We start from the raw sequence: 9,147 nt of genomic DNA on the forward strand, positions 1-9,147 counted from the left end.
GGGCAGAAGCTCATAGAAGTTGCACGCCCTGAAAGGGCAGAAGCTCTTAGCCCAGGGCATCGCCCTGGGTATAATGGCAATCAGCAAGGCGCCCTGTAAGGGCAAAAGCTTTGTTAATTGCTTGGTATTGAAAGCTTTTGCCCTTACAGGGCGACAGGTTTGCGTCCATAAACACCCAGGGCGATGCCCTGGGCTAAGAGCTTCTGCCCTTTCAGGGCGTGCAACTTCTATGAGCTTCTGCCCCTTCAGGTCGTGCTGCCTACGTTTAGCCTGCGTGCTGCTTCTTCTCTTTCCTTCGGCAGAGGAGATAAAGCTGCTGAAAGCGGAGATGTAGATTATGAATATCACCATATAATCAAGGGTCTATACGCCACCTTTTCATCGTGGCATATAGACCCTTGTCGTTTGTTTATCCCAATATAACATTGGCAGGGACACCAAGGTTGTGGTATATGTTTCTTGCAACATCAAAATTAATTGCACGACGTCCATGGAGAATATCACTTAATGCGGTTGTTGATACGCCTATAGCTTTTGCAGCCTCCTTTTGCTTGTAGCCTTTTTGGCGAAAAGCAACTTTGATGGCAGCAATAAGTGAAGGCTTAACTCGCCATGGATGAGGATCAACTTCGCATTCCCAATCGTAAGCAGCTTCGCTGAGGACCTTTAATTCTTCCTTTTCTACTTCGCTGAGAAAGTCCATACCGCCAAATTGGGTGCCCTTTGCAAGCAGAGCCTCCATTCGCTCTTCAATTTCATTATATGTTTTTTCGTCTTTAATAGTCATAGTTATATATTTTTAATGTCCTTAATCTTATCATATTCGGCATGAGTTCCAACAAATCTAATATGTAGAAATCCTTGAAAGAACACTACGATAGTTACAAGCCTAAATTTATTGCCTGATATATTGAAGACATATCTGTCATTCCCGACATAATCTGCCGAAGGAAATGCTTGTTTTAATTCTGCATGGCTTTTCCATTCAGTCTTTTCAACAAACTCTGCCCAGCGCATGAGCGGGTCTGCTGCACCAGGATGTTTCCTTGCAAAATCTTTCAGCAATTTGAACTTTAATATCTTCATAATCGTTTATTTATGCTGCAAAAATAAATAAAAGTTCTCAATATCGAGAACTTTCTGTAAAAAAGAAATAAATGTTTGCAATATTTAACTTATACATTCAGGGTGCGTGGCGACATTCTTCGGCAGAGGAGATAAAGCTGCTGAAAGCGGAGATGTAGATTACGAATATCACCATATAATCAAGGGTCTATACGCCACCTTTTCATCGTGGCATATAGACCCTTGTCGTTTCCCGATAATGATGTTAATTTCATTCAAATATTTGGCGTTATCAAGATTTTGAAGTATATTTGCATCCAAAAGAATTTAAATGTGAATCAAATGGTTAAGCATTTATTAAATTAGAAAAGGTTTTATCATTCTTTTAACTATAGTCGCCCTTTGCGGCATGGATATTTAAAACAGATGATTATGAAGCAGGTAGAAGAAAGATACATCAGCTTGCTGACCGATTTCGGTTTCAAGCGAATTTTTGGAACAGCAATGAACAAGGATTTGCTCATTTGCTTCCTCAACAGCTTGTTTAATGGCAAACAGGTTGTGAAGGACGTATCATATCTGAACCCAGAGCACGTGGGAGATGTCTATACCGACCGCAGAGCCATCTTTGATGTATATTGTGAGGGCGAAAACGGCGAGAAGTTCATCGTAGAAATGCAGAATGCCTACCAGACGTATTTCAAGGATCGCGCCCTTTTCTACTCAACCTTCCCTATCCGTGAACAGGCACCAAAGGGGAATGAATGGGATTTCAAACTCAATCATGTCTATACCGTAGCCCTGCTCAACTTCAGCATGAACGAGGACGCCTTCGACAAGGAGAAAATCCGCCATCATGTGCAGTTGTGCGACACAGCTACCCACAAAGTATTTTACGACAAACTCGAATATATTTATGTAGAGATTTCCAAGTTCAACAAACCCTTGGAAGAACTGGATACGCTCTACGAGAAGTGGCTCTATGCACTGAAGAACCTCTATAAGCTTACCCAGCGCCCTAAAGAGCTGTGTGATAAAGTCTTCGACCGCCTCTTCGAGGAAGCCGAGATTGCCAAGTTTACTCCGCAGGAATTGAGGGAGTACGAGACCAGCAAGATGGCATATCGCGACATCAAGAATTCCGTAGACACAGCCAAGCGTGAAGGTCTTGCGGAGGGTATTGAAATCGGTATGAATCAGAAAGCTCAGGATATAGCAAAGAATATGCTGGCAATGGGACTTTCTGCCGAACAGGTTGCCAAAGCTACCCAGCTGTCTTTGGAAATCATTAAGAATCTGAGCAATTCATAAAAATATAATAGCGAAAATGTAGATTACGAATATCACCATATAATCAAGGGTCTATACGCCACCTGTTCATCGTGGCATATAGACCCTTGTCAACCAAGTTAATTGCAGATTTACTACTATTATTCGGGCTTTGTATCAAAGAAACCGATAAACTCATCAAAATCTCGAAGAATGTCATTCAACTTAGGATTACTCTTTTGAACTATAATGGCTATGTAATTATCAACTTCTTCATCTCTAAGAATAGAAACCTTGACACAAAAACGATCTCGTTTATCGAATTCGTTAAACCATCTGGTAAAAAGGCGAGCTCGCATAGCCTGTCTGCTATCACCCGTTTCACATTGATATAGTAGAATATCGGGATTCGTAAGAAAGAATTCCTCTATAATACATTGTATAGTTGCTTTAACTTTAGAATCGTTAGGAGAATTCTTCTTGTTTTCATTGAGAATACCGAATTCATACGCTTTTTCATCCTCCCAAATATTATTGTTTTCAACAAATTCTATTCGATACTGAACACCATAATCTGTCAAGAACTTATATGATCCATTATCTATCCAGACCTTATAAGGAGAATGAAAATTGAGGCGAGTTAAGTTAAAGGCATGCATAGCAGTCTGTAGCCTCCTCACGTGCTTTGGCAAAGTCTATTTGAGCCTTTGCTTCCATATCTTTTTTACGTCTAACCATATCTCGTAATACTGCAATTGCTTCTTCACGAGTTTTAATTTTTAAAGCCATACTTATTCATTTTAAAGTTCTACTTCATGTTGATTGCAAAGATAAGCTTTTATTTTGAAAGTGCAAAGAAAACGGGAGAAAAGTTTCGGGAAAAGTTAGGATTTCAAAACCACTGCCCACACCCATATCATCCACCCAACAGGTATCAAGACACGATGAAGGGTCTATACGCCACCTTTTCATCGTGGCATATAGACCCTTGTCGTTTCCCGTGAGGTGCGGGGGGATATGTTTGCTGGGCGACTTATACTCCTGCCCAGCTTAGGAGTTAAACAATCTACTTTATTATTCAAATTTATATCTACACGTTATGGACTTAAATTCATACCCAAGGAATTTTTTGCTGACATGTTCATTACTAAGATCATAATCTGTAATAATATCAGCAGTCCAACAATACCTACCTTCGGCTTCGCCATCATTCATAGCTTTCTGGTCTTTTGACAAAACCAAATCGATGGACCGGGTTTCACAACCATCAAAGATACCTTTCTTTCCGACATTACCATATACTTTTGTAAGATTGCCTAAAACTACTTTTTGAAGCCCTGAACAATCTGAAAAAGCATTTTCCCCGATTTCTGTAACATTTGGGAGGGCTATGGATTTCAGCATTTTCCAGTACATAAATCCTCTTGAAGGAATCTTCTTACATCCTATCAAAGTAAGGTTTATACTCCATTGCCTTGCATCTCCTTCTAGAAGTCCGATATGTATTGCATCCAATGTTTCTTCATCCACATCGGGAGCAAGCATGAGATTGATGTAAGTCTTGCCCGCATCCAATTCCTTCTTGACGTCTTCCACAATTTGATCGTAAGTGATACCTTCGTCAGCCAGCGAAACAACAGTAGCATCCAGAGCATAACTCTTAGCACTCTCTGTTGCTTGCGAGAATGTATGAGTTGTCAAAGCTGCTTCTCTATATTTCACTGTAACTTCGGAATTATTAATAAAAGTACCATATAAATAGGCATTGCCCTTTTCATCCGAAGTAAGTGTATAATTTCCTTTCTGTTCCATATCGCTGCTGCCCGCAGGAGTGAAATCTTCGGTATCAACTGTTATTTGCTCATTGGGTAGAGTTGCAATACGCAAACGTGAATATTTACGTGTTGTCTCGGCAAAAGAAACGGTTATAGTCTCACCATTACCAGTGATTATAGCTTTTCCCTCGATATATTCATCCGTTCCTGCCGCCTTACCTTTTTTCAACATTAATGAGGTGTTAGCCCATTTATAATTAGGGGCATAATATACATGAGGTATGTATGCAGGGTCTCCTTCCCGATAAACCAATTCACCACTTGTCAATTCCCAACTCTTGCCATTATATGTAAAGGTTGCACTATGACTTCCATAAAAAGTGTTGTCTATCACCAAAAGCAACTCATCTCCTTCAGCCCATGAAGTCTTGCCCGGATCAGGTGTACCTATAGCACGAGTCTGTGAATCTCCGAATGCCGGAAATTCACCTACAACCAACTGTACGTTGTTTTTGGCTGTTGTTGCGGTTGTTTCTTCTATATCACTTGTGCATGACGCCATTACTATTGTAACGACAGCCAGCATGATGTATTGAAATATCTTTTTCATATTCTTTCCTCCAATTATTTGAGATCATCTTCATTTGTCCAACCTTTCAAATCATCTACACTGATTCTGGTCAGTTTCACTATATCTTTTCCGACATCGAGTTTGTAGGTGTAGCGTTTACCCTCTTCAAAGTCGGTAGGCATCTTCATTTTAGCATTAAAAATATTGTCGCCTATCTTGAATCTCAAGAAGACTTCATCTTTAATGTATGAACCAGGGATAACGATTGCAGAAAACATACCATCGTCATGCTTATAGGCTTTTACCCAAGCAGGATTAGCAGTAGGTGTAATCATGACAAATTGCCCTCGGGCTCGGTCGTCTCTGTTAAAATAAACGCTGGTGTGTTTAGAATACACTTGTGGTTCACTAATATCCATATTAGGATAATCTGCAGTTCCAACATGATATACTATTGTAACCAGCGACATGCGATGCTGCATAGGAATTCTTAAATCGTACCGAGGAACATCGTACCAATATCCAGTTATGAGATCAGCGTTTTTCAATTTATCTTCGCTGCTTTGGTCTGTTTGTAAATCATACTGTAGATTATTTTTCCCAAAATCCGTGTCAGATGGATATACAGCCAAAATAGTATGTTGTTCGTATCCATTTAACCAACGAAAACTTCCTGTACGAGACCAGGTTTCGCCATTAAAAGAAAGAAAAGCCGCATTACCAGGATCAGAATCCGTAAATATACTTACTTTCAGTTTATCTTTATCCTCCCAATTTTCACCGTCTCCCAATGTATTGACACGAGTCTGCATACCTCCAACAGAGAAAGTGGCATTGATTTCCTGCCCTTTCAGCGTTGGAGCCATATCTTCATTTTGCGTACATGCTGTAAAGCCCATAGCCATAAGGCCCATTACCACATAGGAAATTCTTTGTTTTATCGTCTTCATAATCTTCAGTTTTTTATTGTTAGTGAGTTAGTGAGCGGCCAAGCTCACTAACCCTGTATTTCCTATTTTCAGTACCTTATTATTCTATTTCTGCATCGAGAGATTCATTGTCTGTGCCAATACCCCAACCCGTTATGTTTGCATTTCCTATTACTATACTATTATTTCTAACAGTGATAGTATAAGTATATTTTTTACCACCTTCGAATCCATTTGGTAGGTTTATCTTTGTTGTATAATTATTAATAGTATTTTCGTTATACTTCACATTACAACTAATGGGCAATTCTTTGTTTTCGAACCGTTGTGGGAAGAGTATGAACTTGCAGACCCTGCGATCGGTCAAAAGACCTGTTACTGGTAAGGTTATTGGGGAAGAAGTCCCTGTGACTTCTGTCGCACCTGTTTTTACATTTATCTTACCCTGTGTCTTTATCTTGTCCAATGTTATACTTTGAAGATTACTCTTCCTGCTCTCAATACCTTCTCCTGCACTGACCGTAAATTCTATCATACTCATCTTGTGCTTAAAGCGATGGTCTTTCTCTGGCAAGGATTCACCCACATTATTCAAGTCAATGAAATTAACCATTGGCGATGCTTTGCTGGCTGTTGCTCCCGAGGCAAAGAGAAAATCGTTTGCTAATAAGGTATTACTTGGATTGCTGTAATCAATAGTCCAATCATTCTTTAACCAACCATCCTCATCGAATTTGTCATTATTGGGGTCATCAATGTATGGATAATACGCACTGAATGTCTGTTCCTCGCTATCTCTAAAATAAATAGGATTTGCCGAAACGAAATCACCAGTTTCGGAGTATTCATACTTTACATTTGTTCCTGTGGTGTTTCCTGTAGAAGTAACGTACACACCAATAGCATCGCCTGCTGTCCAACTGTTGTTGTCTGCAGTTCCACGGGTTTTGATATTGTTGGAAATGTCCGCCTGTACTGTGGCTGCAACAGGACCATTGTTGCCGATACCGTCTTCTTCGTTAGCGCAAGCTGCAAACAGCAATGCTGCGGCAGCAATGTATAAGAATCTAAATTTCTTCATATATCTTGTTATTTAAGAGTTGTTATTGTGCTATATGTTCATTATTGTCTCCTGCCTCTGTCCAAGGCTTAATGGTTCCAGAAATATCAACGGCAGAACGACTCAATTTTACTACTGTATAGTGGTATCTTTTTCCACCCTCAAGTTTTACAGGCATTGTCCATACGAAAGGAGCGTCGTAACCATTCTTGAGGTCAAACTCTATCACTCGGCTTGCTTCTTCTGTAGGGAGCAGGATTGCCTCATACAGCTTGCCAGCTTCGGTAGTTTTCATCGTGATGTCCGCAGGAGTTTCTTCACCAGAGATAGTTCCATCCACAAGATTGAAAGTGGCTTTGGTATTCTGACCTTTCACTGTCACAGTCATTTTCTTAAGGTCTTCTTGCGTGAGACCGTTACCTGGTTGAACATCCAAAATAAGATTGCTTAACTTATGGAAGAACTTCAAGTCAACCTGTGGCGTAGCTTTGTTGCAGCCTTCTGTCTTGGCATACATGAAGTCGATAGCTTCCTGACTCCCTTGGTTGGCCACATTGAGTGCTACCTTGTAGTCATTGACAGTGGTCTGTGGATAGTAAGAATAGAAGTCCACATCTCCATCTATCGGGAAGAAAATAGTCTTACCACCAGAAACAGGTGAAAAGGCTATACTTCCATTTGACTGATAGCAAACATTGTCAACACCCTCTTTGATTGCATCTGCCGAGAGAGGCTGATTTGCTCCAGTCATGAAGATACCTATCTTGTCACCATCAGCCCAGGCTACACCCGCAGCACGGGTGTTTACGCTGATACCACCAGTAAACTGCACGGCTACCTTATCGTTCTGGGTAGAAGGTGCGGTGTCTTCTGTACTGCATGAAACCATTGCACCTGCCAAGAGTGCAAGGGCGAAAAACTTAGTCATCTTTTTCATATTATAAATATTTTAAAAGTTATTATTATTTTATTTCTACTTCATTGTTGAGGTTCGTCCAACCGTTGATGGTAGCTTCCAGATTCATCTTTGGCTGCATTTGGTTGTAGTTGAGTCGCAACTCATACTTTCCTCCAACCTTCATCGCCGGAGTGGTGATGTCATACTCTTGCAAGGTCCCGTTAGGCAACAAGAGACGGAGATAAATATGAGAGGCGGAACTTCCCTGTATGGTCGGCATCAGCCGGATGACTTCTGATTTCAGGGTTGACTCAGTAGCCAAGATAGTAGGCATTTCCACTTCCGTTGGCTTTATGCTCGGCAATCCATATTCTCCATCACTATTCTTCTGTGTAGGGAACAGACACCAGGCTGCATTTAATGCCTTACCACTCATTTCTGTACCTTTAGGTACATTCTCTATGATGATGGTCAGTTCGGCAAGCACGCTCTTCATTGGGTTTTGCACCACATAGTTGCCTTCCTTGTTGTCAATCCTCACGTCGGTCACTCCGAAATAAGCATTATGGTTCACATCCTTAGGATTGGTCAAACCTATCTGAATATTGTTCCAGTTAGTCAAAGCCCTGGTCTGGTCAGTGGTGAAGAATGGCTCTATGAGATTGGTAATAGCCAATATCTGATAATGCCCTTCAGGAAGAGCGAAGCGTTGGCTTGCCACCTCCTGCGCACTGCCATAATGTTTTTCCTCTACTAATGAACCGTCATCGGCATTGAATATCCAGAGTTTCACATCCTTCACTTCCGTACCTTGGTCGGCTTCATCCGCCCAAGTGAGCGATACTGACAAACCACCCTCATCCTCACCATCATGAACATTATGGTCACAACTTGCCAACAGGCATGGGACGCATAACAGCACCCATAACCAAATATTAAATCTTCTTTTTGCTTTCATTTTCTATCTTGTTTTATGGGTTACTGATGATTGTCCTTAGTCTCTACTCGGCGAGCCTTATCCGCATCTTGGGTGTCATCGCTACCATTTCCTATTGCAGTAATGCGATTTGCCTCTATGCCATTCTTCGCAAGCCAAGTCTTTACGGCTTCTGCACGCTGGCGAGATATACGTTTGTTGACAGCCACGCTGCCTTTTGTGTCACACCAACCTGTTACCGTCACCTTCATGTTCGGATTCTCTTTCAATGTTTTGAGAATAGCATTCAATTTAGTCTCTTCATTTTGTTGGATGTCGATACTATTGAAGGTGAAATATATGACAGGGAAAGTCACCTTTGCAGATTCTTTTATGTCCTGTTCAGCAACTTTTGTTTCTGCCTTATCCACAGTTTCTTTCAGATTGACCTCCTCCGAAGAAGTTGGTTCCTGTTGTAGAACCTCCTGTTGTAGAACCTCCTGTTGTGGAACTGATGGAGTTTCTGCTACCTTGTTCTTCTTTTTAGAGAGGTTTATCCCCAATCTCACTCCACTTTCCCACACGAAGTTGTTCTTATGCAGATGCTCTGGCATTCCGTCCATACGTTCGCCAGTAAGACGAGTCAAACCGGAATAGATGCCCA

Annotated in this window: 11 protein-coding genes; 1 reads left to right on the forward strand and 10 read right to left on the reverse strand. The window is 41.1% G+C overall.

Translation table 11 applies throughout. The annotated features are described in order from the left end of the window. Window positions 1-409: 409 nt before the first annotated feature. Both F7D20_RS05660 and F7D20_RS05665 read right to left on the reverse strand, forming a co-directional pair. Window positions 410-787, reverse strand: coding sequence for a helix-turn-helix domain-containing protein (locus F7D20_RS05660; protein WP_158463210.1), 378 nt, complete (start codon window positions 785-787; stop codon window positions 410-412). A 2-nt stretch (window positions 788-789) separates the two neighbouring features. Then, window positions 790-1,086 (reverse strand): type II toxin-antitoxin system HigB family toxin, encoded by a 297-nt coding sequence (locus F7D20_RS05665; RefSeq protein ID WP_158463211.1) that lies wholly within the window; start codon window positions 1,084-1,086, stop codon window positions 790-792. A 405-nt stretch (window positions 1,087-1,491) separates the two neighbouring features. Between F7D20_RS05665 and F7D20_RS05670 the strand changes: the two genes are divergently transcribed. Next, window positions 1,492-2,376 (forward strand): Rpn family recombination-promoting nuclease/putative transposase, encoded by an 885-nt coding sequence (locus F7D20_RS05670; protein WP_158463212.1) that lies wholly within the window; start codon window positions 1,492-1,494, stop codon window positions 2,374-2,376. 119 nt (window positions 2,377-2,495) lie between these two features. Here F7D20_RS05670 and F7D20_RS05675 read toward each other — a convergent pair whose 3' ends face one another. The 8 genes from F7D20_RS05675 to F7D20_RS05710 form a co-directional block, all read right to left on the reverse strand. Further along, window positions 2,496-2,915, reverse strand: a complete 420-nt coding sequence (locus F7D20_RS05675; RefSeq protein ID WP_158463213.1) for a DUF6169 family protein — start codon at window positions 2,913-2,915, stop codon at window positions 2,496-2,498. A gap of 64 nt (window positions 2,916-2,979) precedes the next feature. Then, window positions 2,980-3,123, reverse strand: coding sequence for a hypothetical protein (locus F7D20_RS05680; protein ID WP_022251300.1), 144 nt, complete (start codon window positions 3,121-3,123; stop codon window positions 2,980-2,982). Between the two features lie 285 nt (window positions 3,124-3,408). After that, the gene (locus F7D20_RS05685) at window positions 3,409-4,719 is read right to left on the reverse strand and encodes a leucine-rich repeat protein (RefSeq protein WP_158463214.1); all 1,311 of its coding nucleotides are present in this window, start codon (window positions 4,717-4,719) and stop codon (window positions 3,409-3,411) included. Window positions 4,720-4,733: 14 nt separating this feature from the next. Further along, the gene (locus tag F7D20_RS05690; RefSeq protein WP_153124030.1) at window positions 4,734-5,630 is read right to left on the reverse strand and encodes a fimbrillin family protein; all 897 of its coding nucleotides are present in this window, start codon (window positions 5,628-5,630) and stop codon (window positions 4,734-4,736) included. Window positions 5,631-5,709: 79 nt separating this feature from the next. Then, window positions 5,710-6,690: a fimbrillin family protein gene (locus F7D20_RS05695; protein WP_158463215.1), complete on the reverse strand. Its 981-nt coding sequence runs from the start codon at window positions 6,688-6,690 to the stop codon at window positions 5,710-5,712. A 22-nt stretch (window positions 6,691-6,712) separates the two neighbouring features. Continuing rightward, window positions 6,713-7,597, reverse strand: coding sequence for a fimbrillin family protein (locus F7D20_RS05700; protein ID WP_228114113.1), 885 nt, complete (start codon window positions 7,595-7,597; stop codon window positions 6,713-6,715). 34 nt (window positions 7,598-7,631) lie between these two features. Beyond that, entirely contained in the window at window positions 7,632-8,525 is an 894-nt protein-coding gene (locus F7D20_RS05705; protein ID WP_158463217.1) for a FimB/Mfa2 family fimbrial subunit, read from the reverse strand. A 20-nt stretch (window positions 8,526-8,545) separates the two neighbouring features. Further along, on the reverse strand, window positions 8,546-9,147 hold a 602-nt coding region (locus F7D20_RS05710; protein WP_158463218.1), incomplete at its 5' end, for an OmpA family protein.

The organism is Segatella copri (assembly GCF_009495355.1).
Taxonomy (GTDB): Bacteria; Bacteroidota; Bacteroidia; order Bacteroidales; family Bacteroidaceae; genus Prevotella.

Bases quoted from the DNA above. Each gene is read 5' to 3' on its own strand.
- F7D20_RS05670 (WP_158463212.1), top strand. From the start codon at position 1,492: ATGATTATGAAGCAGGTAGAAGAAAGATACATCAGCTTGCTGACCGAT.
- F7D20_RS05660 (WP_158463210.1), bottom strand. From the start codon at position 787: ATGACTATTAAAGACGAAAAAACATATAATGAAATTGAAGAGCGAATG.
- F7D20_RS05695 (WP_158463215.1), bottom strand. From the start codon at position 6,690: ATGAAGAAATTTAGATTCTTATACATTGCTGCCGCAGCATTGCTGTTT.
- F7D20_RS05680 (WP_022251300.1), bottom strand. From the start codon at position 3,123: ATGGCTTTAAAAATTAAAACTCGTGAAGAAGCAATTGCAGTATTACGA.
- F7D20_RS05700 (WP_228114113.1), bottom strand. From the start codon at position 7,597: ATGACTAAGTTTTTCGCCCTTGCACTCTTGGCAGGTGCAATGGTTTCA.
- F7D20_RS05690 (WP_153124030.1), bottom strand. From the start codon at position 5,630: ATGAAGACGATAAAACAAAGAATTTCCTATGTGGTAATGGGCCTTATG.
- F7D20_RS05685 (WP_158463214.1), bottom strand. From the start codon at position 4,719: ATGAAAAAGATATTTCAATACATCATGCTGGCTGTCGTTACAATAGTA.
- F7D20_RS05665 (WP_158463211.1), bottom strand. From the start codon at position 1,086: ATGAAGATATTAAAGTTCAAATTGCTGAAAGATTTTGCAAGGAAACAT.
- F7D20_RS05705 (WP_158463217.1), bottom strand. From the start codon at position 8,525: ATGAAAGCAAAAAGAAGATTTAATATTTGGTTATGGGTGCTGTTATGC.